This is a genomic window from Xylophilus sp. GOD-11R (genome assembly GCF_033546935.1).
Lineage (GTDB): Bacteria > Pseudomonadota > Gammaproteobacteria > Burkholderiales > Burkholderiaceae_C > Xylophilus.
Genome location: NZ_CP137854.1, coordinates 3,287,984 through 3,314,024, shown reverse-complemented (window position 1 = coordinate 3,314,024; position 26,041 = coordinate 3,287,984). Strand labels below are relative to the sequence as shown.

At 68.6% G+C, this 26,041-nt stretch carries 26 protein-coding genes; 15 read left to right on the top strand and 11 right to left on the bottom strand.

What is annotated here, in order from left to right:
* Positions 1–5: 5 nt before the first annotated feature.
* On the bottom strand, positions 6–1,007 hold the full coding sequence (locus tag R9X41_RS15390) for a Bug family tripartite tricarboxylate transporter substrate binding protein (protein ID WP_318631319.1): 1,002 nt from the start codon (positions 1,005–1,007) through the stop codon (positions 6–8).
* Positions 1,008–1,061: 54 nt separating this feature from the next.
* Positions 1,062–1,829 carry a glutaredoxin domain-containing protein gene (locus tag R9X41_RS15385; RefSeq protein ID WP_318631318.1) on the bottom strand — a complete coding sequence of 256 codons (768 nt, stop codon included), beginning with the start codon at positions 1,827–1,829 and terminating at the stop codon, positions 1,062–1,064.
* Positions 1,830–1,951: 122 nt separating this feature from the next.
* Here R9X41_RS15385 and R9X41_RS15380 point away from each other — a divergent pair, with 122 nt between their 5' ends.
* Positions 1,952–2,848, top strand: a complete 897-nt coding sequence (locus tag R9X41_RS15380) for a LysR family transcriptional regulator (protein WP_318631317.1) — start codon at positions 1,952–1,954, stop codon at positions 2,846–2,848.
* Between the two features lie 4 nt (positions 2,849–2,852).
* On the opposite strand, the gene R9X41_RS15375 is transcribed toward R9X41_RS15380, so the two are convergent.
* Positions 2,853–3,716: a transglutaminase-like domain-containing protein gene (locus tag R9X41_RS15375; RefSeq protein WP_318631316.1), complete on the bottom strand. Its 864-nt coding sequence runs from the start codon at positions 3,714–3,716 to the stop codon at positions 2,853–2,855.
* A gap of 285 nt (positions 3,717–4,001) precedes the next feature.
* Between R9X41_RS15375 and R9X41_RS15370 the strand changes: the two genes are divergently transcribed.
* The 9 genes from R9X41_RS15370 (at position 4,002) to R9X41_RS15330 (ending at position 11,698) form a co-directional block, all read left to right on the top strand.
* The gene (locus R9X41_RS15370; protein WP_318635249.1) at positions 4,002–4,400 is read left to right on the top strand and encodes a carboxymuconolactone decarboxylase family protein; all 399 of its coding nucleotides are present in this window, start codon (positions 4,002–4,004) and stop codon (positions 4,398–4,400) included.
* Between the two features lie 67 nt (positions 4,401–4,467).
* Positions 4,468–5,340, top strand: a complete 873-nt coding sequence (locus R9X41_RS15365) for an NAD(P)-dependent oxidoreductase (RefSeq protein WP_412556710.1) — start codon at positions 4,468–4,470, stop codon at positions 5,338–5,340.
* On the top strand, positions 5,337–5,723 hold the full coding sequence (locus tag R9X41_RS15360) for a cupin domain-containing protein (protein ID WP_318631314.1): 387 nt from the start codon (positions 5,337–5,339) through the stop codon (positions 5,721–5,723). The genes R9X41_RS15365 and R9X41_RS15360 overlap by 4 nt, the downstream gene beginning before the upstream one ends.
* A gap of 45 nt (positions 5,724–5,768) precedes the next feature.
* Positions 5,769–6,095 carry an NIPSNAP family protein gene (locus tag R9X41_RS15355; RefSeq protein WP_318631313.1) on the top strand — a complete coding sequence of 109 codons (327 nt, stop codon included), beginning with the start codon at positions 5,769–5,771 and terminating at the stop codon, positions 6,093–6,095.
* Positions 6,096–6,136: 41 nt separating this feature from the next.
* Positions 6,137–6,886 carry an SDR family NAD(P)-dependent oxidoreductase gene (locus tag R9X41_RS15350; RefSeq protein ID WP_318631312.1) on the top strand — a complete coding sequence of 250 codons (750 nt, stop codon included), beginning with the start codon at positions 6,137–6,139 and terminating at the stop codon, positions 6,884–6,886.
* Positions 6,887–6,999: 113 nt separating this feature from the next.
* Complete coding sequence (locus R9X41_RS15345; RefSeq protein ID WP_318631311.1) at positions 7,000–7,959, top strand: branched-chain amino acid ABC transporter permease; 960 nt, start codon at positions 7,000–7,002, stop codon at positions 7,957–7,959.
* A gap of 3 nt (positions 7,960–7,962) precedes the next feature.
* The gene (locus R9X41_RS15340; RefSeq protein ID WP_318631310.1) at positions 7,963–9,723 is read left to right on the top strand and encodes a branched-chain amino acid ABC transporter ATP-binding protein/permease; all 1,761 of its coding nucleotides are present in this window, start codon (positions 7,963–7,965) and stop codon (positions 9,721–9,723) included.
* The gene (locus R9X41_RS15335) at positions 9,716–10,423 is read left to right on the top strand and encodes an ABC transporter ATP-binding protein (RefSeq protein WP_318631309.1); all 708 of its coding nucleotides are present in this window, start codon (positions 9,716–9,718) and stop codon (positions 10,421–10,423) included. Before R9X41_RS15340 ends, R9X41_RS15335 begins: the two co-directional genes overlap by 8 nt.
* A 30-nt stretch (positions 10,424–10,453) precedes the next feature.
* The gene (locus tag R9X41_RS15330; protein WP_318631308.1) at positions 10,454–11,698 is read left to right on the top strand and encodes an ABC transporter substrate-binding protein; all 1,245 of its coding nucleotides are present in this window, start codon (positions 10,454–10,456) and stop codon (positions 11,696–11,698) included.
* A gap of 5 nt (positions 11,699–11,703) precedes the next feature.
* Here the strand turns inward: R9X41_RS15330 and R9X41_RS15325 are convergent, their stop codons facing one another.
* A complete protein-coding gene (locus R9X41_RS15325) occupies positions 11,704–12,411 on the bottom strand; it encodes a GntR family transcriptional regulator (RefSeq protein WP_318631307.1) in 708 nt (235 codons plus the stop codon).
* Positions 12,412–12,538: 127 nt separating this feature from the next.
* Here R9X41_RS15325 and R9X41_RS15320 point away from each other — a divergent pair, with 127 nt between their 5' ends.
* From R9X41_RS15320 to R9X41_RS15310, 3 genes are read left to right on the top strand one after another with little or no spacing between them, the layout of a single operon-like run.
* The gene (locus R9X41_RS15320) at positions 12,539–13,333 is read left to right on the top strand and encodes an SDR family NAD(P)-dependent oxidoreductase (RefSeq protein WP_318631306.1); all 795 of its coding nucleotides are present in this window, start codon (positions 12,539–12,541) and stop codon (positions 13,331–13,333) included.
* Positions 13,334–13,371: 38 nt separating this feature from the next.
* Positions 13,372–14,289: an NAD(P)-dependent oxidoreductase gene (locus tag R9X41_RS15315; RefSeq protein WP_318631305.1), complete on the top strand. Its 918-nt coding sequence runs from the start codon at positions 13,372–13,374 to the stop codon at positions 14,287–14,289.
* Position 14,290: 1 nt separating this feature from the next.
* Complete coding sequence (locus tag R9X41_RS15310; protein WP_318631304.1) at positions 14,291–15,103, top strand: N-acyl homoserine lactonase family protein; 813 nt, start codon at positions 14,291–14,293, stop codon at positions 15,101–15,103.
* Between the two features lie 1,026 nt (positions 15,104–16,129).
* Here R9X41_RS15310 and R9X41_RS15305 read toward each other — a convergent pair.
* The 4 genes from R9X41_RS15305 to R9X41_RS15290 are packed head-to-tail and all read right to left on the bottom strand — an operon-like array spanning position 16,130 to position 20,481.
* On the bottom strand, positions 16,130–17,023 hold the full coding sequence (locus R9X41_RS15305) for an NAD(P)-dependent oxidoreductase (protein ID WP_318631303.1): 894 nt from the start codon (positions 17,021–17,023) through the stop codon (positions 16,130–16,132).
* Between the two features lie 50 nt (positions 17,024–17,073).
* On the bottom strand, positions 17,074–18,051 hold the full coding sequence (locus R9X41_RS15300; RefSeq protein WP_318631302.1) for a Bug family tripartite tricarboxylate transporter substrate binding protein: 978 nt from the start codon (positions 18,049–18,051) through the stop codon (positions 17,074–17,076).
* 19 nt (positions 18,052–18,070) lie between these two features.
* On the bottom strand, positions 18,071–19,462 hold the full coding sequence (locus R9X41_RS15295) for an MmgE/PrpD family protein (RefSeq protein ID WP_318631301.1): 1,392 nt from the start codon (positions 19,460–19,462) through the stop codon (positions 18,071–18,073).
* An 11-nt stretch (positions 19,463–19,473) separates the two neighbouring features.
* Positions 19,474–20,481, bottom strand: a complete 1,008-nt coding sequence (locus tag R9X41_RS15290; protein WP_318631300.1) for a tripartite tricarboxylate transporter substrate binding protein — start codon at positions 20,479–20,481, stop codon at positions 19,474–19,476.
* Between the two features lie 110 nt (positions 20,482–20,591).
* On the opposite strand from R9X41_RS15290, the gene R9X41_RS15285 reads away from it, so the two are divergent.
* Positions 20,592–21,476 (top strand): LysR substrate-binding domain-containing protein, encoded by an 885-nt coding sequence (locus R9X41_RS15285; protein ID WP_318631299.1) that lies wholly within the window; start codon positions 20,592–20,594, stop codon positions 21,474–21,476.
* 12 nt (positions 21,477–21,488) lie between these two features.
* Here R9X41_RS15285 and R9X41_RS15280 read toward each other — a convergent pair whose 3' ends face one another.
* Complete coding sequence (locus tag R9X41_RS15280) at positions 21,489–22,502, bottom strand: Bug family tripartite tricarboxylate transporter substrate binding protein (RefSeq protein WP_318631298.1); 1,014 nt, start codon at positions 22,500–22,502, stop codon at positions 21,489–21,491.
* Between the two features lie 67 nt (positions 22,503–22,569).
* On the opposite strand from R9X41_RS15280, the gene R9X41_RS15275 reads away from it, so the two are divergent.
* On the top strand, positions 22,570–23,541 hold the full coding sequence (locus R9X41_RS15275) for a tripartite tricarboxylate transporter substrate-binding protein (protein WP_318631297.1): 972 nt from the start codon (positions 22,570–22,572) through the stop codon (positions 23,539–23,541).
* 13 nt (positions 23,542–23,554) lie between these two features.
* Here R9X41_RS15275 and R9X41_RS15270 read toward each other — a convergent pair whose 3' ends face one another.
* A complete protein-coding gene (locus R9X41_RS15270) occupies positions 23,555–24,904 on the bottom strand; it encodes an MmgE/PrpD family protein (RefSeq protein WP_318631296.1) in 1,350 nt (449 codons plus the stop codon).
* Positions 24,897–25,865, bottom strand: coding sequence for a Bug family tripartite tricarboxylate transporter substrate binding protein (locus tag R9X41_RS15265; RefSeq protein ID WP_318631295.1), 969 nt, complete (start codon positions 25,863–25,865; stop codon positions 24,897–24,899). The genes R9X41_RS15270 and R9X41_RS15265 overlap by 8 nt, the downstream gene beginning before the upstream one ends.
* Between the last annotated feature and the right edge of the window lie 176 nt (positions 25,866–26,041).

The following is a 26,041-nucleotide window of genomic DNA, read 5'->3' as shown; positions in this document are numbered from 1 at the left end:
TGCGCTCAGTCGACGCGGATGCTGGCGTCCTTGACCACCTTGCCCCAGCGGGCGAGATCGTCCTTGATCTGCACCGCGAACTGCTCGGGCGTGTTGCCTACCGGCTCGAACCCGCCCTTGGCATAACGCTCCCGCACTTCGGGCAGGGCCAGCACCGCGGCGATCTCCTTCTGCAGGTAGTGGGTGATGGCCGCCGGCGTCTTGGCCGGCGCCAGGATGCCGTACCAGGAGGTGACGTCGAAGTCGCGCACGCCGGATTCGCTCACCGTCGGCACGTCCGGCAGCGAGCTGGAGCGACGCGGGCCGGTGACCGCGATCGGCACCAGGCGCTGGTCCTGGATGAAGCCGGCGATGGTCGGAATGACGGTGATGATCATCGGCAGCTGACCGCTGACCACGTCGGTCACCGCCTGGCCGCCACCCTTGTAGGGCACGTGGGTGACCTTCATGCCGGAGCGGATGGCGAGCAGCTCGCCGGCCAGGTGGGTGGTGGTGCCGGCGCCCGAGGAGCCGAACTGCACGCCGCCGGGCCGCGTCTTGGAGACTTCGATCAGCTCCTTGAGGTTGCGCACGCCGAGCGCGGGATTGACCGCGATGATCAGCGAGGCGTCGTTGAGCTTGGTGACGGGCGCGAAGTCGGTCGAGGCGTCGAAGGGCGCCTTGATCATGTTGGGCGCCACCACCAGCGAGCCGTCGAAGCCCATCAGCAGGGTGTAGCCGTCGGGAATCGCCGAGGTCACGAGCTGCGCGCCGATGTAGCCGGAAGCGCCGGGCTTGTTGTCGATGATGACCTGCTGGCCCAGCCGCTCGCCGAGCTTCTCGACGATGTTGCGTACCACCGCGTCGCCACCACCACCGGGCGCGAAGGGCACCACGATGCGCACCGGCTTGTTGGGATAGCCCTGCGGCCCGTTGCCCTGGGCATGGGCCGTGGGCGCGGCGAAGGGCAGCAGGCCGCAGGCCATGGCGGCCAGGGCGGATCGACGGGAGGCGAGGGCGGGGTTCATGGTTTGTCTCTTTTCCTTGTTCTGGCGAGGGGCGGGTTCCGGGCGGGGACCGGTCTAGCGGTCCCAGACCTTGTCGGGCACCGGCAGGCCCGCCAGGTCTTCCGAGCTCAGCGGCCGGTCGGCCAGCACGCCGTGGCTCTCCAGCATCAGGATCAGCTGCCGGGTGTGCTGCGCCGCGTGCCAGGCGGTGCGCTCCAGCACGTCGTGCAGGGTGCGGCGGCCGTAGTAGGTGGGCACGGTGTAGCTGGCCGAGCGATCGGTTTCCTGCGCCCACCAGGCCAGCAGGCGGTCGCGCACCTGCAGGCCCCAGTCGGCGATGTCCTGGGCGCTCCAGTCGTCGGGCGGCACGTCGTTGAAGCCCTCGAACTGCAATTCGATCTGCTGGGCGGCCTGCAGGCCCATCTCGGCCACGCGGAACACGTGGAAGGCGGTGCCGGCGGGCGTGCGGTTGCGGTCGCGGAAGGTCTCGCGCAGGGCGGCTTCGGGGAACTGCAGGGTGTAGCGGGCGGCGGCGGTCAGCACCAGTTCGAGCTTGGCGACGAGCTGGTCCGGCGGCAGCGGGTCCATCAGCTTGGTCTTCAGGTCGAGAAACTTCACCACGTCGCCGAAGGACTGGCAGAGCGTGTACTTGCCGCCCAGCGCCACCACCGGCACGCTGCGCGCGCCCAGCGCCCGCAATTGCGCGGCGCCGTCGGGATCGTTGTGGACATCGATCGATTCGAAGTCGATGCCCTGCTGGGTCAGGAATTCCTTGGTGCGCAGGCACGACGAGCAGCCGGGCTGCCAGAACACCTTGATGCGGGCGGGGGTGGACATCTCCATGGGGTCTCCTCTGCTGGACGATGGGTGGGGCTATGGGGTGGCGGAAATTCTGGCCACTGCACCCGGCCGGGTATAGCAATGCTTGGTCATGCCGCCATAACCCCGACCGAGGGCCGCAGGCCATGAGCGCCCACCTGGACCCGACCTCGCTGCGCCTGTTCGTGCGCGTGGCCGAACTCGGCACCATCGCGGCGGCGGCCGAGCGCGAGCACCTGTCGGCGGCGGCCGTGAGCAAGCGTTTGAGCGAGATCGAGGGCGCGCTCCATACGCCGGTGCTCACCCGCACCAACAAGGGCGTGGAGCCCACGGCCGCCGGTCGAGCGCTGCTGGCATTGGCGCGCAGCGCGCTGCACGAGCTCGACCAGGTGTCGGTGCAGATGCAGGACTACGCCTCCGGTGTGCGCGGCCTGGTACGACTGACCGCCAGCATGTCGGCGCTGACCCAGTTCCTGCCCGGCCACCTGCAGGGCTTTCTGGCAGCGCATCCGGAGGTGCAGCTGCAGATCGACGAGAAGACCAGCTCGCAGATCCCCAAGGCCGTGGCCGAGAACGCGACCGACATCGGCATCTACCTGCCGGTGCAGCCCGGCCCGCCGCTGCAGACCTTCGCCTACGCCAGCGACCGGCTGGTGCTGGTGACCGCGCCCGGCCACGCGCTGGCGCGGCATCGTCAAATCGCGCTGGCCGACACCCTGGCCTACGACTTCGTCGGCCTGCACACCGGCAGCGCCATCAACACCCAGCTGGCCGGCTTCACCCGCGCCGCGCAACGCTCATGGCGACTGCGCATGCAGGTGACGAGCTTCGACGCGCTCTGCCTCATGGTGAGCGCGGGCATGGGCGTGGCGGTGTTGCCGCAGGTGGTGGCCGAGCGCAATGCGCTGACCACGCCCCTGGCGCTGGTGGCGCTGACGGATGCGTCGGCGCAGCGCGATTTCTTGATTGGCGTGCGCAGCCTGGAGGCGCTGCCGCGTGCGGCGCAACTGCTGGTGGAGCACCTGCGGGCGGCGGCGGGCTGATGCCCTAGGTGCCGGCGCGGCGCACGGTGGCCTGGATCGGATCCGGGTTGTCCAGCGCGGGTTCGCCGTCGTGATTGACCTGGATGTGCATGTGCGACATCAGCATGGTGCCGTACATGGTGGAAAACGCGGTGTTCTTGGCGTCCAGGCCGGTGGCCACCCGCACGATGTTCTCGGGCAGCGCCAGCAGGGTCGGATCGAACATCACCCAGCGCCCGCCCAGCCACACCTCGACCACCGCGTGGAAGTCCTGCGGCGGCTCCGCGAAATGGCAATAACCGCCGACCAGCCGTGCCGGGATGTTGAGCGCGCGGCAGAAGGTGATGGTGAGGTGGGCGAAGTCGCGGCAGACGCCGGCCTGCTGCTCGTAGGCGTCGAGCGCGGTGGTGGTCGGGTTGCTGGTGCCGATGCGGTAGGCGATGTTGTCGCGGATCCACTGGCAGATGGTGTCGACCCGGTGGCGGCCGCGCGGCACCTGGCCGAACAGGCGCTGGGCCTCCTGGCTCATGGTGTCCGAGGGGCAGAAGCGGCTGGGCATGAGGTAGGGCAGCACCAGGTCGGGCACGTCGGCCACCTCGGACTCGTAGTCGTTGCCGCCGTCGGTGTTGCGGCTGATCTGCACCGTCGCGTCGTAGCGGATGCGCAGCGTGCCGGGGCTCGCGTTGCATCGAAAGATGCGGTTGCCGGTGACCGGGTCCCAGCTGGTCTGCAGCGTGATCAGCGGATCGACCGTCAGCGCCTCGAAGGCGACGTACTGGTCGGCGCTGTAGGCGCACTGGATATTGAAGATGAAGTGGGACGGCGTGGCGACTTCGTATTCGAGGTCGCAACGGATGACGGTGGGGCGGGGGTTGATGACGGCCGACATTCGCGCTTTCGGTGGGGCGGCGAAGACAGCCTCCGCAGCTTGTCCATGGTGGTATGCCCCAGGGCGAATGCCTGTCGGATACCGGCCGGGGAGACGGTAGGCGTGCAGGCCCGGGCATGCACCACCAGCGGGCATGGACGATAGGGAAAATGCGTAGGACTGACTGATTGTCTGATGATAATCTGCGGCTGCGTCACGCTCGGATGCCCCGGCGCTCCGCGCAGGTCGAGGCCCTGTCCCGGGTCTGCGACGGACCGATCGAATCACCCTGGAAGGAGCGCCTTGATGGACGAAAAAAGCATGTTCGACGTGGGATTCGCCAACCGCCAAAAAGTGTTGGGCGCAGCGCATGTGCAGAAGTCGTGGGACGCGGCCGATGACTTCAATCGACCCATGCAGAAGCTTGTCACCGAATACTGCTGGGGCGAGATCTGGGGCGATCCGACGCTCTCGCTGAAAACGCGCAGCATGCTCAATCTGGCCATGCTGACGGCCTTGAGCCAGCACCACGAACTGTCGGTCCACGTGAAGGGCGCCCTGACCAACGGGGTGACGCGCGAGGAGATTCGTGCGGTGCTGATGCAGGCCGCCATCTATTGCGGCGCACCCCTCGGACTCGCCGCCTTCCGCGTGGCCTCCGACGCCATCAAGGCCTGGGACGCCGCGCAGGCGCCGCAGGCCTGAGCGCGCCGCCACATTGGGAGACAGACGCGTGAATCAGCAGAAGGTAGGCTTCATCGGCCTGGGCAACATGGGCGGGCGCATGACGCGGCGGCTGGTCGATGCCGGCATTTCGGTGCTGGGCTTCGACGCCGCGCCGGGCCGTGCGGAGGCGGCGGGTGCGGCGCCGGCGAGCGACATCGCGCAGGTGATGGCGCATGCCGACGTGGTGATGCTGTCGCTGCCCGACAGCAGGGTCGTCGAGGCGGTGGTGGAGGGCGACCAGGGCGTGCTGGCTGGCGTGCGTGCCGGCCAGACGGTCATCGACCTGAGCACGGCCGCGACCAGTTCCACCCAGCGCCTGGCACAGCGGTTCAGGAAAGCCGGCGCGTTCTATATCGATGCGGGCATTTCCGGTGGCGCGGCCGCGGCGGAGAAGGGCCGGCTCACCTTGATGATGGGCGGCGAGCACGACGCCATCGAGGCGATCCGCTGGGCACTGGCACCCATCGCCACCAAGGCCTTGCGCATGGGCGACAGCGGCGCCGGCCACACCACCAAGCTGCTCAACAACTTCCTCAACGCGATCGCCCTGTCGGCGACTGCCGAGGTGATGGTCGCGGGCAAGAAGGCCGGGCTCGACCTGGGCCAGTTGCTGGAGATCCTCAACAGCAGCAGCGGCGTGAACTTCGCCACGCAGAACCGCTTTCCGTCCATCGTGCGGGGCGACTACCTCGAAGGCGGCCTCAGCAGCCGGCTGATGACCAAGGACGTGGTGCTGTATGTCGACCTGCTGCATTCGCTGGGCGTCAGCTCGCTCAACGCATCCGGCCCCATGGCCAGCTTCGGCCTGGCCACGGCGCTGGGCTACGGGGAGTTGATCAGCAACCGGGTGGTCGATGCCATCGGCGATGTTTCCGGCCATGTGCGGCTGCATACCCCACCACCAGGAGAAGCGACATGAAAGTCTTCCGCGGGCGCTCCGAAGGCGCCGTTTCCGAGCAGCGCTCGGCCACCTTCAGCGGCATCGTCTACGCCGATCCCATCATGCCCAAGCAGGACGGCGTGATGATCGGCCACGTGTTCTTCACGCCCGGCTCACGCACCTACTGGCACACCCACGAGGTGGGGCAGGTGCTCACGGTGACCAGCGGCCGTGGCTTCGTCTGCCTCGACGGCGAGACGCCGCTGGAGATCCGCCAGGGCGACGTGGTGTGGATACCGGCCGACGAGCGCCACTGGCACGGCGCCGCCACCGACAGCTTCATGTCGCACATCGCCACCTCCATCGGCGAGACCCGCTGGGAGGAAGAAGTGGAGCAAGCGGTGTATGCCGCCGCCCGCTGAACGACGCCGTTTTCCGTCCATCACCCGTCAAAGAAGAACCCGACCATGATTCATGAACTGCGCATCTACCACTGCGTGCCCGGCCGCCTGCCCGCGCTGCACGAGCGTTTTCGCAACCACACGCTGGGCTTCTGGCAGAAGCACGGCATACGCCAACTGGGTTTCTGGACCACGCTGATCGGCCCGACCAACCACTCGCTGACCTACCTGCTGCAGTGGGAGAGCCTGGCCGAGCGTGAGCAGAAATGGAACGCCTTCCAGGCCGACCAGGAGTGGATCAAAGTGCGGGCCGCATCCGAGGCCACGCAGTCGATCGTCAAGAGCATCGAGAACCAGATCCTCGTGCCGACCGACTACTCCGCGCTGAAGTAGCGCGGCGCAAGTCATCGAAAAGCAGGAACGGAGACAGCACCATGGGACAACTCGCGGGCAAGACCGCCGTGGTCACCGGCGCGGGCGGCGGCATCGGCCGTGCCATCGCCGACGCATTCGCGGCCGAGGGATGCACGGTGGCGCTGCTGGACAACAACGCCGAGCTGCTGCGCCAGACCAGCGCGGCCCTGCCGGCGTCCGGCGCCCACACCTATGTGTGCGATGTCTCCCGGCGCCAGCAGGTGAAGGACGCGGTCGACGACTTCGCGGCCGCCGTCGGCGGGATCGACATCGTCGTCAACAACGCGGTGTACTTCAGCTACAGCCCGCTGGTGGACATGGCCGAGGACGTGATCGACCGCATGATCGACGTCGGCCTGAAGGGCACGTTCTGGAGCCTGCAGGCCGCCACGCCGCACCTCGCCAGACGCGGCGGCGGATGCGTCGTCAACCTGTCGTCGGTGGCGGTGTCCTTCGCCATCCGGCATGCGGCGGTGTACAGCAGCATCAAGGGCGCGATCGACTGCCTGACCCGGCAGCAGGCGGTAGAGCTCGGCCCGCTGGGCATCCGGGTGAACGCGCTGGCCCCCGGGCCGGTGTCCACGCCGGGCGCGCGTTCGGTCATCACCGACGAGGGATGGCAGTCGCGCAAGTCGCGCACCCCGCTGGGCCGTCTGGCCTCGCCGGAAGAAGTCGGCGCGAGCGCGCTGTTCCTGGTGTCCGACGCCGCGGCGAGCATCACCGGCGTCACGCTGAAGATCGACGGTGGCATCACCGTCACCGGCCCCTGAGGGGCACGCCATGCCGCAGCCCACCACCCCGTGGCCCGCGCCGGCCGCCGGCATCATCGCGCGCGCCTGCGGCGCATCGGCCTGCATGACGATCGAAGAAGGGAGCCACGGCCATGCCTGAGTTTCAGTTCATGGTGGAAGCGTTCCTGCAGGCGCTCGTCGCGGGCCTGCTGGTCGGTGCGCTCTACGGCCTGATGTGCGTGGGGCTGGCGGTCATCTTCGGCATCATGCGGGTCATCAATTTCGCCCAGGGCGATTTCATGATGCTGGGCATGTACGTCACCTTCCACCTCTTCGTGCTGGTGGGGACGCAGTCCATGACCGGTGTCTTCGGTCCGTATCTCGCCATCGCCCTGGCCGCGCCGGTGATGTTCGCGGTGGGCTGGATGGTGCATTTCTTCCTGATCAGCCGGGTCACCGGCAACCGGACGGCCGGCCTCGACGGCGGCGGCCACTACGCGCAGCTCATCCTCACCCTGGGCATCGCGCTGGTGCTGCAGAACGGCGCGCTGATGCTGTTCGGACCGGAGCTGAAATCGGTGCGCACACCGCTGTCGAGCAGCGCCTGGGAGATCGGGCCGCTGTGGGGCGACGCGGTGAGCATCTTCGTGAACAAGGGCCGGGGCGTGGCCACGTCGGTGTCGGTGGTGGTGATCGTGCTGCTGGCCCTGCTCATCCAGCGCACCCGGCTGGGCAAGGCGCTGCGCGCGGCCGCCGACAACCCGGTCGCCTCCACTTACATGGGCATCGATGTGACCGCGGCCTACCGCACCGCGTTCGCCCTGGGCACCTGCATCACGGCGGTGGCCGGCGGCCTGCTGTCGACGAGCTATCCCTTCCATCCGTTCACCGGGCTGGAGTTCGTGATCATCATGTATGCGGGGGTGGTGCTCGGCGGCATCGGCAGCATCCTCGGCGCGTTCTGGGGCGGCATGATCATCGGCCTGGTCCAGCAGCTGTCGAGCCTGGTGCTGCCGACGCAGCTGCAGAACGCGGCCATTTTCGTGTTCTTCCTGCTGATCGTCACCCTGCGTCCGCAAGGCCTGTTCGGCCGCGTCTCCGAGAGGACCTGAGCGATGAAGCGGTTCTCGTCTCCCATCGTCGCGGTCGTCGTGGCCTTGCTCTACCTGGCGGCGGCGCTGCAGGTCAGCAACACCTACTACCAGCTGATCTTCACGCTGGTGCCGGTATGGGCCTGCTTCGGGCTGTCGTGGAACATGCTCAGCGGCTACACCGGCCTGGTGTCCTTCGGCCATGCCGCGTTCTTCGGGCTGGGCGCCTACGCCACGGTGCTGGCGCAGATCCACTGGGGCATCACGCCGTGGATCATGATTCCCGTGTCGGCCTGCCTGGGCGCGGCCGCCGGCCTGCTGGTGGGCCTGCCCACCTTCCGCCTGCGCGGCCACTATTTCGCGCTGTCGATGCTGGCCTATCCGCTGGCGCTGCTCTACGTGGCCGAATGGCTGGGCTGGCAGGAGGTGACCTTTCCCATGAAGCACGAGGACGCGGCGCGCTACATGCAGTTCTCCGATCCGCGTGTCTACACCGGCATCGCGGTCGGGTTGCTGCTGGTGTGCGTGTTCATCTCGATGTGGGTGGAGCGCACCCGCTTCGGCCGGGCGCTGATCGCCATCAAGCAGAACGAGGCGGCGGCCGAGGCGGCGGGCATCGACACGCTGCGCTGGAAGCTTCGCGCCATCGCGGTAAGCGGCGCCATGGCCGGCGCCATCGGCGGCTTCTACGCGGTGGTGCTGCTGGTGGTCACGCCGCAGTCGGTGTTCGGCATGCTGGTGTCGGCGCAGGCGCTCACCGTCAGCATGTTCGGCGGCGTGGGCACGGTGTGGGGCCCGGTGATCGGCGCGGCAGTGCTCACGCCGCTCGGTGAGCTGCTGCATGCGCGGCTCGGCGGCGCCTACCCCGGCATCCAGGGCGTGATCCTGGGCGTGGCCATCATCGTGGTGATCCTGCTGGCGCCCGAGGGCCTGTTCTGGAAGGTGCGCGACCGCCTCCGCCGACCAGCGCCCGAACCGGCCCGCCAGCCCGACGCCGCCGATCGGGCACCCGCAGCCGCACCGATGTCGCCGCGCCGTGCACCGCCCACCGGCGAAGTCATCCTGGAAGTGCGCAACATCGGCAAGACCTTCGGCGGCCTGCGGGCGGTGCACGACGTGAGCTTTTCGGTGCAGCGCGGCATGATCCTCGGCATCATCGGCCCCAACGGCGCGGGCAAGACCACGCTGTTCAACCTGCTCAACGGTTTCATCCGGCCCAACCAGGGCCAGGTGCTGTTGAAGGGCGTGGACATGGCCGGCCGCAAGCCCCACGTGCTGTGCGCGGCCGGCGTGGGCCGCACCTTCCAGGTCATGCGGCCCTTCATGCGGCTGAGCGTGGCCGAGAACGTGAAGGTCGGCGCCTATGTACGTGCCGGCTCCGAGCGCCATGCGCAGCGACTGGCCGACGCCGCCGTCACCCGGCTCGGCCTGGACGCCCACGCGAACACGGTGGCGGCATCGCTCACCACCCGTGAACTGCGCCTGATGGAGCTGGCCCGCGCGGTCGCCGGCCAGCCCGAGATACTGCTGCTCGACGAGACCCTGGCCGGCCTCGGCCTGGACGAATCCGAAACCGTGGTCGCCGCCATCCGGGCGCTGGCCGCGGAGGGCATGACCATCGTCATCATCGAACACACCATGAAGCTCATGGTGCAGCTGGTCGACGAGTTCGTGGTGCTCGACCACGGCGAGGTGCTCACCGTCGGCGACCCCGCCGCCATCACGCACGACAAGCGGGTGGTGGAGGCCTATCTCGGCAAGAAGTGGAGCGCGAAGAATGCTTGAGATCGAAGGCCTCGTTGCCGGCTACGGCGCGCTTCCGGTGCTGCACGGCGTGTCGCTGAACGTGCAGGACGGCCACTTCGTGTCGGTGGTCGGCCCCAACGGTGCGGGCAAGAGCACCCTGTTCAAGACCATCTCGGGCACGCTGGCGGTCACCGCCGGCTCGATCCGCTTCGACGGCCAGGACCTGCTCGCCGTGCCGGCCCACCGTCGGCCGCACCTGGGCATCGCCCATGTACCGGAAGCCCGGCAGGTGTTCGCCTCGATGACGGTGCTGGAGAACCTGGAGCTCGGCGCCTACACCGACGCCGGCCGGCGCGACTGGGCACGCAATATCGAGCGCATCCACAAGTGGTTTCCGGTGCTGGCGCAGCGTTCGCGCCAACTGGCCGGCACGCTCTCCGGCGGTGAGCAGCAGATGGTGGCGATCGGCCGCGGACTGGCTTCGTCGCCCCGGCTGCTGATGCTCGACGAGCCCTCCATGGGCCTGTCGCCGGCCATCGCCGATTTCATTTTCGAGCGGCTGATGGAAATCCGCCGCGACACCAGGCTCACCATCCTGCTGGTGGAACAGCGCGTGGCCGAGGCCCTGCAGTCGGCCGACCACGGCTACGTGCTGGAGACCGGGCGGGTGGTGCTGGAGGGCGACAGGCAGGCGCTGGAAGCGGACGACCGCGTGCGGCGTGCCTACCTGGGCATGTAGGTGACGACCAACACGACGGAGACACGAACCATGGGCAAGCAGACGAATTCGACGAACAGGCGTTCGGCCATCATGCGGGCCGCCGGCACGGCCCTGGGCCTGCTGGGCGTGGCCGGCAGCGCGGCGGCGGCCGATCCTGCGCCGGTGCAGGTCGGGCTGATCGCGCCGACCTCCGGGCTCTACGCGCGCTTCGGCCAGGTGATGAAGATGGGCGCCGAACTGGCGGTCGACGACATCAACAGGAAGGGCGGCATCCAGTCGATGGGTGGCGCCCGGCTGAAACTGGTGGTGATCGACTCCGGTGACTCCACCGAGAAAGCCAAGAGCGCGGCGCAGCGCATGGTGTCCGAATACCCGGACCTGTCGGTGGCCACCGGCGCCTACCTGAGCTCTTTCACGCTGGCCGTCACCGAGGTGACTGAACGCGCCAAGCTGCCGATGCTCACGCTGTCCTATTCGGACCAGATCACCGGGCGCGGCTTCAAGTACATCTTTCAGACCTCGGCCACCGCCGGCCGGCAGGCCGACATCGCGCTGCCTTCCATCTTGGATCTAGCCGAAAAGGCGTCGGGCAAGCGGCCGCAGACCGTGGCCATCGTCACCGACAACACGGCCGCGTCGCTCTCCACCGTGAAGGCCATGAAGGAAGGCGGCCTGCTCGACAAATACAAGCTGAAGCTGGTGGTGGACCAGACATTCACGCCGCCGCTGTCGGATGCGTCGTCGCTGGTTCAGCAGGTGCGCTCGCGCAAGCCCGACCTGTTGTTCTTCCTGCCGACCGTCATCTCGGACTCGAAGCTGCTGCTGGAGAAGATGAACGAGATGAACGTGCGCATCCCGACCATCGGTTTCGGCATCGCCATCGCCGAGCCGGACGTGCTGGCCACCATCAGCCCGCAGTTGCTCGAGGGGGTGATGTCTGCCGTCGGCAACTGGGGCGCCAAGGGCCAGGAAGACCTGATCCGGCGCATGAAGGAGCAGTACAAGGAGCCGTGGATGACGCAGAACGCCATCAGCACCTATGGCGACATGTGGATCATGAAATCGGCGCTGGAAAAAGCCGGCAAGGCCGACCGCGAGGCCGTCGCCACCGCCTTGCGCGGTCTGGACGAAGGGCGCTCGCCGTACTTCCCCGGCGGCGTCGTCAAGTTCGACGAGCTGGGGCGGCGTATCGGCGCCACACTGACGGTGATCCAGTGGCAGAAAGGCGTGCCGGTGACGGTGTTCCCCGAAGAGAACGCGGTGGCCAAGGCGCTCTGGCCGACCGGCAGGTAACGACCTCAGTGCTTCTCGGGCTGCTCGCGCAGCACGTTCAACGCGGCTTCGGCCGCGTTGCTCACATGCAGGCGGGCGGTGTCGCGGGCCTTGGCGGCGTCGCGTGCCACGAGGGCTTCGACGAGCGTGGTCAGCTCCACCAGGCTTTTCTGCGCGCGGCCCTTGTGCTGCAGCGAGGTGGCGCGCAGCAGGGTCACGCGGGTGTTGAGCAGGCCGAGCACCTGCGCCAGCGATTCGTTGCCGCTGCCGCGCAGCAGCACCGCGTAGAACTCGTTCTTGCTGGCCACCCGCGCGATGGGGTCGTCGCTGCCGATGCCGGCTTTCAGGTCCTTCAGCGCCTTCTTCAGTTCCTTCTGCTGGTCTTCGGTGGCGTTCAAGGCAAAGAGCTCGGCGGCCAGGCCTTCGAGTTCGCGGCGTACCTGGTAGATCTGTTCGGCCTGCGCCACCGACACCCGGGCCACCGCCGGGCCGCGATTGGGCACCACGTCGATCAGGCCTTCGGATTCGAGCTGGCGCAGCGCCTCGCGCACCAGGGTGCGGCTGACGCCGATCATTTCGCAGAGTTCTTTTTCGGTGAGGCGCTCGCCGGCGGCGAAATGGCCGCTGGCGATGGCGGCCCGGATGCCTTCGACCACGCTCTGGCGCAGCGGCGCGGCAACGCGGACGACTCGGAAATCACGTTCGGGTGCGGGTGTCTTTTCAGTCGCGGGCATGGAGGATTTCCGGGGCAGAACGATGCGGATCGACGAGTGTAGCGGGGGCTTTCCCTCGGATGGTCCGAATACTGTATTCGCATCATACAATCCTGCGAAACGACGTATGGACGGAGACAAGCAAAGCATGGCGAACGGGCAACTCTCGGGCAAGACGGCACTGGTGACCGGATCCGGCGGCGGACTCGGCTTGGCCATCGGGCAGGCGCTGGCCGAAGCCGGATGCCGCGTCGTGCTGCACGGCCTAGAGTCGGCGAGCGACATGCAGGAAACGTGCGCGCGGCTGGCCGGCTCCACCGGCTCGGAGGTGTCGTATCGCCAGGCCGACCTGGCCGACCCGGTCGCCATCGGCGCGCTGATGCAGGAACTTGTCGACCAACTCGGCGGCATCGACATCCTGGTCAACAACGCGGTGGTCCGGCACATCGCGCCGATCGACGACTTTCCCCCCGCCATGTGGGACCGCGCGTTGGCCGTCAACCTGTCGGCGGCCTTCCACACCATCCGGCTGTCGCTGCCGGGCATGCGGCGGCGGCGCTGGGGACGCATCTTCAACATGTCGTCGGTGTACGGCTCGCGGGCCACGGCCCACCGCGTCGACTACGTCACCACCAAGAGCGCCATCCTGGGCCTGACGCGTTCGGTGGCGCTGGAGGCCGCGGCCGATGGCATCACCTGCAACGCGCTTTGCCCGGGCGCGGTGCATACGCCCGGCGCCGAGGCGCGCATCCGCACGCTGATGCAGGACGAGGGCGTCGACTACGACGAGGCGAGAAGGCGTTTTCTCGTCGGCAAGCAGCCCTCCGGGCAGTTCGTGGAAAGCCTGCACGTGGCGCAACTGCTGGTGTTTCTGTGCGGCGCGGCGGGCAACGAGATCAACGGCGCCATGCTGCCCATGGAGGGCGGCTGGCTGGCGGGATGAAACATTCGACCTGAACCGAATAGAAAAAGGAGACTGAGATGGGACAAGCGCAAGACGGCAAGGACCGGCCGACCGTAGGTTTCGTGGGCGTGGGCACCATGGGCCGCCCGATGGCGCGGCGACTGCTGGAGGCCGGCTACGGCGTGGTGGTCTTCGACCTGAACCAGGAGGCGGTGGCCGAGCTGGTGTCGCTCGGCGCCCGTGCGGCAGCCAGTGTGAAGGCGGTGGCCGACGAGGTACGCATCGTCTTCACCAGCATGCCGACGGTGGCGGCCTTCCGGCAAGTGGGCGCGGGCGCGGGCGGCGTGATCGAGGGCGGCGCGGTGAAGATCATGGTCGACCTGTCCACCGTGGGCAGCACCGCGACGCAGGAGGTCGCGGCCACCTTGCTGGCGCGCGGCATCGAGGTGGTCGATGCGCCGATCAGCGGCGGGGCGGCCGGCGCCAAGGCCGGCACCCTGGCGGTGATGGTCGCCGGCGAACCTGCCGCGGTGGCCGAGGTGCTGCCCTTGTTCGCTGTGTTCGGCAAGCCCTTCGTGGTGGGCGAGAAGCCCGGCCAGGCGCAGCTGATGAAGCTGCTCAACAACATGCTGTCGTCCACCGCCTTCGCGGTGACCGCCGAGGCTTTCGTCGCCGGCATGCGCGGCGGGCTCGACCCCGAAACCATGATGAGCGTGTTCAACGCCGGCAGCGGCCGCAACAACGCCACGGCCGACAAGTTTCCCAAGTACGTGCTGGGCCGCAGCTTCGATTTCGGCTTTCCCATTTCCAGCGTCTGCAAGGACATCGGGCTGGCGGTCGATGAATGCCAGAAGCTGGGCGTGCCGATGTGGGTGGGCGGGCAGTCCCGCCAACTGTGGCAGTCGGCCTACCTGCAGAACGGTGCGGCCATGGACATGACGGCGCTGGTGCGGTTCGTCGAGCAGTGGTCCGGCCCGTCCGGCGCGAAAGCCTGACATGGGCGATCTGCCCTGCTACGAGATCCAGGCGGTGCGCTACGCCACACGAGGTGGCACCCGCAAGGAACACTTCATCGGCGGCGATCCGCACGAGGCGCCGATGCCCATGGACTATTTCGTGTGGTTCATCCGCGGGGAGGGGCGCACCGTGGTGGTCGACACCGGGTTCACCGCCGAGATGGCCGAGCGGCGCAAGCGGCAGTTTCTGGCCTCGCCGCTGGAGCTGCTGGCCCGCTGCGGAGTGCAGCCGCAGGAGGTGCTCGATGTGGTTATCACGCATCTGCACTACGACCATGCGGGCAATCTTGGCGGGTTTCCGCGGGCGACCTTTCACCTGCAGGAGCGGGAGATGGCTTTTGCGACCGGGCGCTATATGTGCCATCACGCGCAGCGGCACAGTTATGAGGCGGACGATGTCTGCGAGATGGTGCGGTTGCTGTATGGGGACCGGCTGCGGTTTCACGACGGGGTGACCGAGCTTTATCCGGGGATCAGCCTGCACCGGATCGGGGGGCATACCGATGGGTTGATGAGTGTGCGGGTGCATACGGCGCGGGGGTGGGTCGTGCTGGCTTCGGATGTGTCGCACTTCTATGAGAACGTGAATACGGATCGGCCGTTCACCCTGGCCTTTCATGTGGGGGAGATGCTGGAAGGGTTCAACACGCTGCGGAGGTTGGCGGATTCGGCGGATCACATCGTGCCGGGGCATGATCCTCAGGTTTTTGTTCGGTATCCGTCCGCCGGTGTGGATGGGGTGGCGGTGCGGGTTGATCTTCCGCCGCTGCGGCCGTTGCAGTACGCGGGGTGATTTTTTCTGGGCTGGGGCTTTTTGGCCATCGCTGGGCTGGCAGCTTCTTTCTTTTTTCTTCTACTGTTCGTCGGGTGGAGCTGGGGGCTTGCGCGCCCCCAGACCCGCGGTAACTTTCTTTTCTGGCAAAAAAGAAAGTCACCAAAGAAAGTTGCCTTGAAGACGAGCTCGAGGCTCGGTCGGGCCATTGCTTCGCTCGGCCTGGGGAATGTGCCTTCGAACGCTCTAACGGCAACAGTTTGGACAAGGGTCGATCCAGTGCCATGGCCCCGCTGCGCGGGTCGAGGCGGAGAGGGTAAGGACAGGCGACCGCACTGAGCACGGTGAGGGGGCCGCGTGCGTTCCATCGCCATGCTCGGTGACGGACGCTCCATGGTCTGCGCGCTATTTGCCGTACCGACCGATGCGGCAGCCGTGTACCCATCTGCACCGCCCCATGGACGTGTCGCCCCTTTCACCTGTCGAGCGCAGCGAAGACCGTCGTAGGCCGAGCGCAGCGATGGCCCGTGTGGTGTTTGGGGTCCCCTGTGGTCGAGAGCGAGGAACGGAGGTTTTGCGGATAAGGGCTGGCGGCTGTCTGAGCGAAGCGAGTTCCGCCAGACCCCGCAAAACCGAGTACCGCAGCGTGTCCGAAGGACCTCGCCCACCGGGGTCGCCTTTCTTTGGTTACTTTCTTTGGCGAAGCAAAGAAAGTGACTCGCCCGCCGGGGCGAAATCCCGGCCTCAGCCCTCCGCAGGAGACACAGCCCACGCAGTGGCCCGCATCCGGCAGAGGACAGCAGCCCACGCGGTGGTACAGCCCTCCGCAGGAGAAGCAGCCCACGCAGTGGCACGCATCCGGCAGAGGACAGCAGCCCACGCGGTGGCACAGCCCTCCGCAGGAGACACAGCCCAAGCAAAAGCAGCAAAGCTCGAAAGTGACCGCGTTCCAGGGCGAGCACCCCCAGCTCACCCCAAGTTCAGCAGAGGTAAAAACCGGCCAAGCCACGACACGCACCCAGCCCGCAGCCAGGCGCGGCAAGGCCATCAGCCGCGAATCTTCGTCCCGGCCCACCCCTCCACCACCCGAGCCACATCCGAATAATCCGCCTCCGGCCCACAGATAGCCGTGGTCGCCACGAGCATCTCCCGCACCGCCGCCCCCACCACCATCGGCACCCCGATCGCCTCCGCCTCAGCCAGGCAAAGCCGCACATCCTTGTGCGCCAACCGGGCCGCGAAGCCGACGTTGAAGGTCCCCGTCAGCACCGCCTTGGGAAACTTGTCCACCGTGGCCGAGTTGCGCCCCGACCCGGCGTTGATCACGTCGATCATGGTCCGGGCGTTCAGCCCCGACTTCACGCCCATCGCCATGGCCTCCGAGGTGATCGCCACCGCCGCGGCCGACAGCAGGTTGTTGGCCAGCTTCATCACCTGCGCCAACCCGGCGTCCACGCCCATGTAGAAGCCGGTGCCGAAGGTCTGCAGCACCGGCAACAGCTCGTCGTAGAGCGGCTGCGGGCAGGCGACCATCACGGCCAGCGTGCCCTTCACCGCGCCGCCGACGCCGCCGCTGATCGGCGCGTCGACATAGGTGATACCGGCTTCGTGCAGGCTGGCGTAGGCCTTGCGCGCGGCGTCCGGGCCGATGGTGGACAGGTCCACCACCGTTTTGGCGCGGCCGGCCTTGCCGAGCCCGTCGTCGCCGGCGAGCACCAGGTTCACGATCTTGCCGTCCGGCAGGCTCAGGAACACCACGTCGGCCGCATCGCCCACCGCACGGGCGGAGGGCTGCGCGATCGCGCCCTGGGCGACGGCGGCGTCGACCGCTTTCTGGTCCCGGTCGAACACATGCAGCGTGTAGCCCGCCGCCACCAGCCGCGCGGACATGGGGCCGCCCATGTTGCCCAGCCCCACGAATCCATAGATCTTCTGGCTCACTTCTGTCTCCTCACGATGTCGATGAAAAAAACGGTTGGTGCGGCGCGCCGTCAGCGCGCCTGCAGGTTGAGTTCGCTGGCCATGCCGGCGAGCTTCTTCTGGTCCGATTGCAAGGTCTGGCGCAGTGCCTCGGGGCCGAGCTCGGCGGCCGGCGGCACTTCGGCGCCGAGCTGGCCGATGCGTTCCTTCCAGTCGGGCGACTCGACGATGCGGCGGATCGACTTCTGCAGCACTTCGGCGACCGCCGGCGGCAGGCCGCGTGGGCCGACCAGGCCGTTCCAGATCTGCAGGTCGAACTGCGGCAGGCCGGCTTCGGCAAAAGTGGGCACGTCGGGCAGCTGCGCCGTGCGCTGGGGCGAAGACACGGCCAGCGCCTTCAGCCGCTTGCCGGTGTGCAGCGAGGTGAGGGTGACGGTCTGGTCGATGATGCCCTCGATGGTGCCGGCCATGACGTCGGCCAGCGCCGGGCCGGAGCCGCGGTAGGCCACCAGCTCGCCCTGGCCGCCGACCATCTTGATGAACACCGCCTCGGCCAGGTGCGAGGTGGTGCCGGGGCCGCCGGAGCCGAAGTTGAGCCTGGCCGCGCCGGGCGCCTTCATCTGCGTCATCAGCGTGCCCAGGTCCTGGATGCCGCTCTTGCTGCTGACCGCCAGCACCATCGGCACGTTGGCCACGTGGCCGATGGGCGTGGTGTCGTCCACCACGTCCAGCCCTGCCTTGGGGAACATCAGCGGGATCAGCACCATGGAGCTGTTGCTGAACATCAGCGTGTAGCCGTTGGGCTCGGACTTCATCAGTTTCTGGAAGCCGACCAGGCCGCCGGCGCCGGTGGTGTTTTCCACCACCACCGACTGCTTCAGGTCCACGCTCATCTGCGAGGCGATGAGGCGGGCCAGGGCATCCAGGCTGCCGCCCGGCGCCACGCCGACGACGATGGTGATCGGTCGCGAGGGAAAGGGGTCGGCCGCCAGGGCGGACTGCAGGGAGGCGAGCGACAGCAGGGCCGCGCCGGCGAATGATTTCCACATGGATGTGTCTCCTTCGTTCTCAGGCTGAAACCGCACCCGCGACGCGGGTGGCGTCGACCAGCCGGTCGACCCGGGGCGCCGAAGGCAGCTGCATGACGCAGTCCAGGCATTCGGCGATGGCTGTCTCGTCCAGGCCGCTCGCGGGCATGAGGTGCCGGAATTTGTCCTGCACGTCGCTCCACAGCACGCCGCGCGGCCCGGAGCCGCGCGGTGCCTTGCACTCGGCCCGGTAGCGCCGGCCGTCGGCCAGGGTGAGGGTGACGGCGCCGCCGTGGCGGTGCGGGAACCGGTCGGGCAGGGCCGGCGGCGAGGGGTCCATCACGATCTTGTCCTGCAGCGCGGCGATGGCGGGGTCGGCCATCCTGGTCTCGTCCATGTGCTGCCAGCCGAAGCCGCCGTCGACGATGGCGGCGGCCACGAAATACACGATGCTGTGCGCCGCGTCGACCAGGTTGCGCGGATGGGGATCGCCCTGGAAATGTGTCCATTGCACGGCGGCCGATATCTCGATGCCGGCGATGTCTTCGAGCCGCAAGCCGCCCTCGGCGCGGGCGAGCGCGGCGGCATCGGCGGCGGCTTCGGCGGTGGCGTGGAAGGGGTGGGCGCCGGGCATCAGCTTGATGGCCATGTCGGTCGTGATGTCCCAGCTGGCGCCCCAGTCGGCGGTGATGGCCTCGACCTCCTGCGCGCCCATGGCCTGCAGAAATCCACGCGGCGAGTCGAGCACCTGGAGTTCGGCCTCGAAGCCAGCGCGGGCTGCCAGCAGGGCGTTGACGGCGGTGCTGGCCGACAGGCCCGCGTGGTATTCCCGGGCACAACTGGTGTCGGCCGCCATCGCCAAGCCGCCGATGGAGGTGGCGGCCAGCGCGAGGGCGTGGGCCATGCGGTTGCGGTCGAGCCCGAACAGCCGGCCGCCGGCCACCACGCCGCCGAAGACGGTGCTGACCGAGCCATGAAAGCCGCGCCGCATGCGGTTGGGTGTGAGCGATTCGTCGATGCGGCCGGCGACCTCGTAGCCCAGCACCATCGCCTGCAGTACCGCCTGGCCGCCGCTGCCTTCGGCCTCGGCCACGGCGAGCGCCACGGCGGTGATCACGGTGCCTATGTGGGCGATGCTGCGCAGGTCGCTGTCGTCCGATGCCGCCGCGTCGCTGGCCACCGCGTTCACGCGGGCGGCGGCCCGCAACGGCAGGCGCCGGTCGCTGAACCAGACGCTCGCCGACGGCGTGCCGCCGTCTGCCAGTTCGAGGTCGCGGATCACCCTGGCCGAGTCGATGCCGTAGCCCGCGGCGGCGCTGGCGAGCGTGCTGGCGACCACCATCTGCGCGCGCTCGATGGCGAGTGCCGGCAGGGCGCCAGCCGGGGTGTCGATGGCGAGCGCCGCCAGCCGTTCGCAGAGGGTGGGGGGCATGTGCGGCGCGCTCATTCGCTGGCCGACAGGCCCATCTGCCGCAACAGGGGAAGCGAGGTGCGGATGTCGACGCGCACCAGCTCGGCGAACTGCTCGCGGGTCTTGCCCGGCAGCGGCGGCAGGGTGAAGCCCTGGTCTGCCATGCGCTTGCGCACCTCGGGCTCGGCCAGGATGCGGTTGATCTCGTCGTTGAGCCGCTGGGCGATGGCCGGGGGCAGGGCGGCCGGCGCGATGACGCCCCACCACAGGGTGACCGAATAGCCGTCGAGCCCCGACTCGGCGAGGGTCGGCAGGGCAGGCAGCACCGTGGCCCGCGTCGGCCCGGTGACGGCCAGCGGCTTGAGCTTGCCGGCACCGATCAGCCCCAAGGCCGCGGGCAGGTTGTAGAGGCCCAGGTCGACATCGCCCGACAGGATGGCGGTGAGGCCTTGCGGCGCGCCGGTGTAGGGCACGTGCAGCAGCTTCTTCCTGAGATGCTGGGCCAGCAGCACGCCGGCCACGTGATGGCTGGTGCCGGCGCCGCTGGAGGAATATTTGAAATGTTCGTCGGGCTGCTCGCGCACCGCGTCGAGCAGCGCGGCCACGTTGGCATACGGCGCGTCGGCCTTGACCACCAGCACGTTCTGCACATCGCCGATGTGGGCGATATAGGCGAAATCCTTCAGCGGGTCGTAGCCCGGCCTGGCGTACAGCACCAGGTTGTTGACCAGCGTGCCCTGAGCGGCCACGCCGAGGGTGTAGCCGTCGGGTGCGGCGCGAGCGATGTCGGTCGTGCCGATGGTGCCGCCCGCGCCGCCCTTGTTGTCGACCGTGACGGGCTGGCCCAGGCGTTCGGCCAGCCGAGTGGCGACGGTGCGCGACAGGGTGTCGGCCGCGCTGCCGGCGGCGAAGGGCACGATGAGGCGGATCGCGCGGTCCGGCCAGGGCTTTTGCGGCTGGGTTTGTGCAAGCCCGGCTGACAGGCCGAGCGCCAGGGCGAGCAGGCCGCGCCGCATGCGCCGCACATGAGCTTTCTTCATGCTTGTCTCCGACTCTTCTTTGGTGGAATGAGTGAAGACGATAGGCATCGCGGCGGCGCTCGTCTGTTCAAATCTTCGCGCGATTCTTCAATCTTCCTCAACGGTTGGTCATGACCGAGCTGCGCAACATCCTGGGCCCGATGCGGGTGCTGGAAGCGATTCACCGATGTGGCGGCATGGGGCGCGCGGCGGCGCAGCTCAACATCACGCCGGGCGCGGTGAGTCACCAGATCCGCCGGCTCGAAACCGAGCTCGGCGCGCGGGTGCTGGCCAAGTCCGGCCGGCAGATGGAGTTCACCGAGATCGGGCTGGCGCTGGCGACCGGCGCGGCCGAGCCCTTCGAGCGGCTGGAGGCGCTGGTCGCCCGGGCCAGCGGTCTCGCGGGGCCGGTGCCGATCCGCGTGAAGGTGATTCCCAGCCTGGCCATCCAGTGGCTGATGCCCCGGCTGGCGGGCTTCTATGCCGAGCACCAGGACATCGACGTGGAGATCGCCACCGTGGCCCGTGCCGACGACACCGAACTCGTCAACGCCGATTTCGTGGTAAGGCGCGGGCGCGGCGACTGGCGCGATCTGCATGCCGAGCTGCTCTTTCAGGACGAGCTGGTGCTGGCCTGCGCGCCGGCGCTGGCCGAGCGCATCGCCAGCCCCGCCGACCTGCTCGGCGAGAAGCTGCTGCAATCGATGATCGCGCCGGCGAGCTGGGATGTCTGGCTGCGGTCGGTGGGCCTGGCGCTGGCCGATCACACCCGCGTGATTCCCATGGCCAATGCGGCGCTGTGCCTGCAGGCGGCGGTGCAGGGGCTGGGCGTGGCGGTGACGCAGCGGTCCTATCTGGCGTCCGAGTTCGCCAGCGGCCTGCTGGTGCGGCCGCTGCCGCAATCGGCCACGAGCGCGGACGGCTACTGGCTGGTGTGCGAGATGGCCAAGGCGCATCGTCGGCCGTATGCGCAGTTTTCGCGCTGGCTGGTCGCCTCCGCACGGCGCACGCCGTAGAGCGCTCATGGCTCAGCTGCCTTCGGGCTTGGCGCCGGAGATCTTGACGACACGGCCCCACACCTCGTAGTCGACGCGGATGCGCCTGGCGAAGGCCTCGGGCGTGCTGGACGTGGGAATCAGGCCGAGTCCGCGGATCGCCTTCTGTGCCTCGTCGGAATCGAGCACCGTGGCGATGTCGTGCTGGAGCTTCTGCACGACGGCGGGCGGCGTGCCGGCCGGCACGCCGATGCCGTACCACTCCGGGTTGCGGCCCAGGTCGGGGTAGCCGGCCTCCGCGGCGGTGGGCACGTCCGGCAGGATGTCGACGCGTTCGTTGCCGAACACCACGATGCCCCGGAGCTTGCCGCTCTTCACATGCGGTGCCACCGAGGTGGGGTTGGCCACCATCAGGTTGACGGTGCCGGCCAGCACGTCGACCACGGCCGGCCCCGCGCCCTTGTAGGCCACGTGCAGCATTGAGATGCCGGTGCTCGACTTGTAGAGCTCGCCTGCCATCTGCGGGCCGGACGCGCTCGACGCGAAGGTGAGCTTGCCCGGTTCACGTTTGGCGAGCGCGGTCAGCTCGGCGAGGTTCTGCGCCGGCACCGACGGATGCGCCACCAGCAGGAAGGGCTGCACCGTGGCCAGCGTGACCGGCGCCATGTCCTTGAGCGGATCGAAGCCGATCTGTGCATAGAGATGCGCATTGACCGTGAGCACCCCCTGGTGCGCGAAGACGAGCGTGTAGCCGTCGGGCGGCGACTTCACCGCCAACTGCGTGCCGATGTTGCCCTGCGCGCCGGCGCGGTTGTCCACCACCAGCGGCTGGCCCCAGATGCGCGACAGGCCCGGCGCCAGGATGCGGGCCAGCGCATCGGTACCGCCACCGGGCGGAAACGGAACGATCAGCCGCACCGGCCGATCAGGCCAGCCCGGTGCCTGGGCGATGCCGGTCGAGGGCAGGCAGGCGACGCCCAGCAGGCCAGCAAGGGGCGGCGGCGCAGTGGCATGGCGGGCATGGTGAACTCCTCGGGGATGGTTCATACGATTGACTTATCGTATGACAAGAGCTTAGCCTGTGAATGACCGTCATACAAAATGGAGACTGAAAGTGAATACCCTGATCCGCCTGCGTCGAAGGCTTCTGCTGTCGCTGTGTGCCGGTTTGCTGCCGGGAATGGCCGCAGCCGCCGACTACCCGGAAAAGCCGATACGGCTGGTGGTGCCCTTCGCGGCCGGCGGCGGTGTGGATGCCCTGGCGCGGCCGCTGGCGCGCGAGATGGCGGAGATCCTGGGTCAGAACGTGTTCGTGGACGTCAAGCCGAGCAATACCGGGCAGATCGGCGCGATGGACGTGGCGCACGCCGCGCCCGACGGCTACACCGTGCTCATCAGTTCGGCCGCCTTCGGCACCACGCCGGCCTTCTACCCGAAGGTGCCCTACCAGCCGGTGAAGGACTTCGAGCAGGTGACCATCCTGGCCACGACGCCGCAGGTGCTGGTGGCCAATGCGGCTTATCCGGTGGCCAGCGTGGCCGATGTGCTGCAGGCGGTGCGCAGCGGCAAGCAGGTGAACTTCGCCTTGAGCGGCAGCACGGGCATCCAGTCGCTGGCCACGGAGCTGCTGTCGTCGCTGGGCCACGTGCAGCTCACCAAGGTGCCGTACAAGGGTGCGGGTGCGGCCTTCGCCGACCTGATCGGCGGGCAGGTCGACCTGATGATCGACAACCCGGCTTCATCGCTGGTGCATGTGCGCTCGGGCAAGCTCAAGCTGCTCGCGACCACGGGGCAGAAGCGCATGGCGTCGCAGCCCGACACACCGACCGTCGCCGAGACGCTGCCCGGTTTCGAGGCGCTGAACTGGTTCGTGCTGGCGGTGCCGGCCCGCACGCCACCGGCCGTGGTGCAGCGCCTGCATGCTGCGGCGGTCGAGGCCATGCGCCGGCCGGCGCTGCGACAGATGGCCGAGCGTGACGGGCTCGACGTGCTGGGCACCACGCCCGAACAGGCCCGCGCCTTCGTCTCGGCCGAGACCGATAAATGGACCCGGGTGGTGAAGGAAAAGGGCCTGCAGGTGCAGTGACCGGGCCGGCGGCTCAGGGCGCCGGTACGGTCAATGCCGTCACCGCCGAGGCGTCGGGCAGGCGGTCCAGCGCCCAGATCGCGTCTACCAATGCAGAGGCGTCCAGCCGGTGGCCGCCGTGGCGCGCGAGCGTTCGCAGCTTGTTTTCCAGCTCGGCGTCCGACAGCGGCCGGCCCAGGCTGCCACGCGCGAATTCGACCGAGCGGCTCAGCGCGAAACCATCGGCGAAGCCGATGGTGACCCGGGCCGCATCCACGGTGCTCGCGGGGTCGTCGGTAAAGCGCACCTTTGCGCCGAGTGAGCGCACGGCGGGGTCGTGCACCGCGGCATCGGAGAACTCGGCCAGTCCGGCGCGGCGGCGCAGCAGCGACACGCCCACCGCATGCTGCGCGCTCACCTGCGATTGCCGGCCGCTGGTGACGCCGGGGCGGTCGGTGCGCTGGCGCAGCAGCGGGTGGCCCGAGAGCTCGATGTACACGATGGCCTGCGGCTCGCGCGCCAGGAAGTCCGGTGAGGCCGCGATGTCCAGGCAGGCGTCGAGCACCGGGTTCAGCACCACGCCGCAGGGGTAGGGCTTGAAGGCATCGGCCTCCAGCTGCCAGACGGGGTCGCCGCCTTCGAGCCGGGACGGATCAGGCTGGTCGCAGACCACGCGCAGAAACCCGCGCACGCCTTCCAGCGGTGCGGCCGGGCCTTCGAAACCTTGCTCGGCCAGCGCCACCGACAGCATGCCGTTGCGCGCCGCGTTGCCCACGCTGATGCTCTTGGCCGAACTGCCCAGCGTTTCGACCAGGCCGCAGGACTGGGCCGCGGCGCTGCCGAAGGCCGAGGCGAGTACGCCGGCATCGAGCCCGCGCAGGTTGGCCACCGCGGCGGCCGAGCCGAAGACGCCGCAGGTCGAGGTGATGTGCCAGCCGCGTGCATAGTGTCCGGGCGATATCGCGTTGGCGATGCGGCATTCGACCTCGGCGCCGACGATGAAGGCGCGCAGCAGGTCCTGGCCGCGCACCGGTGCGGCGTCGGCCAGGGCGAACAGCGGCGGGAACACCGGTGCGGACGGATGGACGATGGTCGGGATGTGGGTGTCGCAGAAGTCGTGGACGTTGGCCGCCATGGCGTTGATGGCGGCGGCGTTGTAGGGATCGTGGCGCTCGGCGCGGCCGACCAGCCGCGCCTGCGTGCCGGCGCGCAGGGGTTCGAAGGCGCGCAGGGCGGCGTCGATGGTCGGGTCGTGGCAGCCAGCCAGGGCCACCGCGACGTAGTTCATGGCCGCGCGGCGGGCCTGGTGCTGCACGCCGGCCGGAATCTCGTCCCAGCGGGTGCGGCAGGCGAAGGCGGCGAGGCGGGCGGTGGCGTCAGTCAAGCGTGATCCCCGCGGCCTGAATGACCGAGCCCCACCGCTCCTGCTCGCTCAGCACGAATTTGCCCAGGGCTTCCGGCCCGTGCACTTCCGGCACGGCGGCCTGCAGCCGGTAGGTGTCACGCACGGCGGGGTCACGCATCGCATCGGCGACCAGGCCGGAGATTTCCCGGGCCATGTCCGGCGGCGTGCCGGCCGGCGCATGCAGCGCGAACCAGTTGCCCACCGACTGGTTGATGCCCAGTTCACGCAGGGTCGGCACGGCCGGCATCAGCTCCAGCCGCTTGTCGGCCGCCACGCCGAGCAGCTTGACCCGCGCGGCCTTGGCGGCGGCGTCCGCGCCACCGGCGGTCAGCAGCATGGTGTCGACATGGCCGCCCTCGACGGCCAGCAGCCCGGGCGTCTGGCCCTGGAAGGCGATGTGGTTGAGCTCGATGCCGAGCGCACGCGCCAGCAGCACCATGCCGACGTGCGAGGTGCTGCCCTGGCCCCAGGACGCGAAACTGATCGCACGCGGTGCGGCCTTGGCCGAAGCCACGAAGGCGTTGGTGCTGTCGATGTCGGGCCGCGAGGGGCCGGCGATCAAGGCGAAGGGCACGCTGGCGAACAGCGTGACCGGCACGAAGCTCCTGGACGCGTCGTAGGGCAGGTTCTTGTAGATGAACGGCGCCAGCGCATGGGTGTCGGCGTTCGACATCAGCAGCGTGAGGCCGTCCGGTGCCGCGTTGGCCACCGCCTGGGTGCCGATGCGTCCGCCGGCGCCCGGCCGGTTGTCCACGACGAAGGCACGTCCGCTGGTCCTGGAGATCGACTGGCAGATGGCGCGGGTGAGCACGTCGGCCGCCGCGCCGGCGTTCCAGGGCACGACGACCCGCACCGGCTTGGCCTGTGCGCGGGCCAGGAGCGGCGTTCCGAGAGACATGGCCACGAGTGAGCCGAGGGTGCGGCGGCGGGAGATCTGCATGTTGGACTCCGTTGTTCTGGATGATGCGAGGTGCCTGCGTTGGTACATGTTTTAAACGTACCATCAGACAATCCTACATGTATGCAGACGAGTTCCGGAGCCGGGATTCCCCGCGTGCCGACCAGCGTCAGCAGCGGTCGGGTGGCAGTGGGCGTTTTTTGGGCATCGTGTCCAAA

Coding starts and splice junctions, on each gene's coding strand:
- R9X41_RS15390 (WP_318631319.1), bottom strand. CDS start 1,007: ATGAACCCCGCCCTCGCCTCCCGTCGATCCGCCCTGGCCGCCATGGCC.
- R9X41_RS15385 (WP_318631318.1), bottom strand. CDS start 1,829: ATGGAGATGTCCACCCCCGCCCGCATCAAGGTGTTCTGGCAGCCCGGC.
- R9X41_RS15380 (WP_318631317.1), top strand. CDS start 1,952: ATGAGCGCCCACCTGGACCCGACCTCGCTGCGCCTGTTCGTGCGCGTG.
- R9X41_RS15375 (WP_318631316.1), bottom strand. CDS start 3,716: ATGTCGGCCGTCATCAACCCCCGCCCCACCGTCATCCGTTGCGACCTC.
- R9X41_RS15370 (WP_318635249.1), top strand. CDS start 4,002: ATGGACGAAAAAAGCATGTTCGACGTGGGATTCGCCAACCGCCAAAAA.
- R9X41_RS15365 (WP_412556710.1), top strand. CDS start 4,468: ATGGGCGGGCGCATGACGCGGCGGCTGGTCGATGCCGGCATTTCGGTG.
- R9X41_RS15360 (WP_318631314.1), top strand. CDS start 5,337: ATGAAAGTCTTCCGCGGGCGCTCCGAAGGCGCCGTTTCCGAGCAGCGC.
- R9X41_RS15355 (WP_318631313.1), top strand. CDS start 5,769: ATGATTCATGAACTGCGCATCTACCACTGCGTGCCCGGCCGCCTGCCC.
- R9X41_RS15350 (WP_318631312.1), top strand. CDS start 6,137: ATGGGACAACTCGCGGGCAAGACCGCCGTGGTCACCGGCGCGGGCGGC.
- R9X41_RS15345 (WP_318631311.1), top strand. CDS start 7,000: ATGCCTGAGTTTCAGTTCATGGTGGAAGCGTTCCTGCAGGCGCTCGTC.
- R9X41_RS15340 (WP_318631310.1), top strand. CDS start 7,963: ATGAAGCGGTTCTCGTCTCCCATCGTCGCGGTCGTCGTGGCCTTGCTC.
- R9X41_RS15335 (WP_318631309.1), top strand. CDS start 9,716: ATGCTTGAGATCGAAGGCCTCGTTGCCGGCTACGGCGCGCTTCCGGTG.
- R9X41_RS15330 (WP_318631308.1), top strand. CDS start 10,454: ATGGGCAAGCAGACGAATTCGACGAACAGGCGTTCGGCCATCATGCGG.
- R9X41_RS15325 (WP_318631307.1), bottom strand. CDS start 12,411: ATGCCCGCGACTGAAAAGACACCCGCACCCGAACGTGATTTCCGAGTC.
- R9X41_RS15320 (WP_318631306.1), top strand. CDS start 12,539: ATGGCGAACGGGCAACTCTCGGGCAAGACGGCACTGGTGACCGGATCC.
- R9X41_RS15315 (WP_318631305.1), top strand. CDS start 13,372: ATGGGACAAGCGCAAGACGGCAAGGACCGGCCGACCGTAGGTTTCGTG.
- R9X41_RS15310 (WP_318631304.1), top strand. CDS start 14,291: ATGGGCGATCTGCCCTGCTACGAGATCCAGGCGGTGCGCTACGCCACA.
- R9X41_RS15300 (WP_318631302.1), bottom strand. CDS start 18,051: ATGTGGAAATCATTCGCCGGCGCGGCCCTGCTGTCGCTCGCCTCCCTG.
- R9X41_RS15295 (WP_318631301.1), bottom strand. CDS start 19,462: ATGCCCCCCACCCTCTGCGAACGGCTGGCGGCGCTCGCCATCGACACC.
- R9X41_RS15290 (WP_318631300.1), bottom strand. CDS start 20,481: ATGAAGAAAGCTCATGTGCGGCGCATGCGGCGCGGCCTGCTCGCCCTG.
- R9X41_RS15285 (WP_318631299.1), top strand. CDS start 20,592: ATGACCGAGCTGCGCAACATCCTGGGCCCGATGCGGGTGCTGGAAGCG.
- R9X41_RS15280 (WP_318631298.1), bottom strand. CDS start 22,502: ATGAACCATCCCCGAGGAGTTCACCATGCCCGCCATGCCACTGCGCCG.
- R9X41_RS15265 (WP_318631295.1), bottom strand. CDS start 25,865: ATGCAGATCTCCCGCCGCCGCACCCTCGGCTCACTCGTGGCCATGTCT.